The following is a 255-nucleotide window of genomic DNA, read 5'->3' on the forward strand; positions in this document are numbered from 1 at the left end:
GTAGAGCCATCTGCCAATAAAGTAAATCCTAGGAATTTACGGCTTTGTACAGAACTAGCAGCACTTTTAGTAAGATTGACTTTAAGTTTCAACTTACCATTGAGGAACTTCGTTATTGAGATAAGCAATCTTTGAGCAGCAGGCTTAGAACTAACATAAATGTTACAGTCGTCAGCATACCTCACAAATGAGTGTTTGCGCAAGTGAAGTTCTCTATCTAGTTCATGAAGTAAAATGTTACTAAGAAGTGGTGAG

General features: G+C 37.3%; 1 protein-coding gene. It reads right to left on the bottom strand.

Annotation, left to right across the window (positions count from 1 at the left end; all coding sequences use genetic code 11):
• On the bottom strand, positions 1-255 hold a 255-nt coding region (locus L8D11_RS05525), incomplete at both ends, for a reverse transcriptase domain-containing protein (RefSeq protein ID WP_272906064.1).

The sequence above is a fragment of the Candidatus Bandiella numerosa genome (assembly GCF_021811875.1).
In the GTDB taxonomy this organism is placed as follows: domain Bacteria; phylum Pseudomonadota; class Alphaproteobacteria; order Rickettsiales; family Midichloriaceae; genus Aquirickettsia; species Aquirickettsia numerosa_A.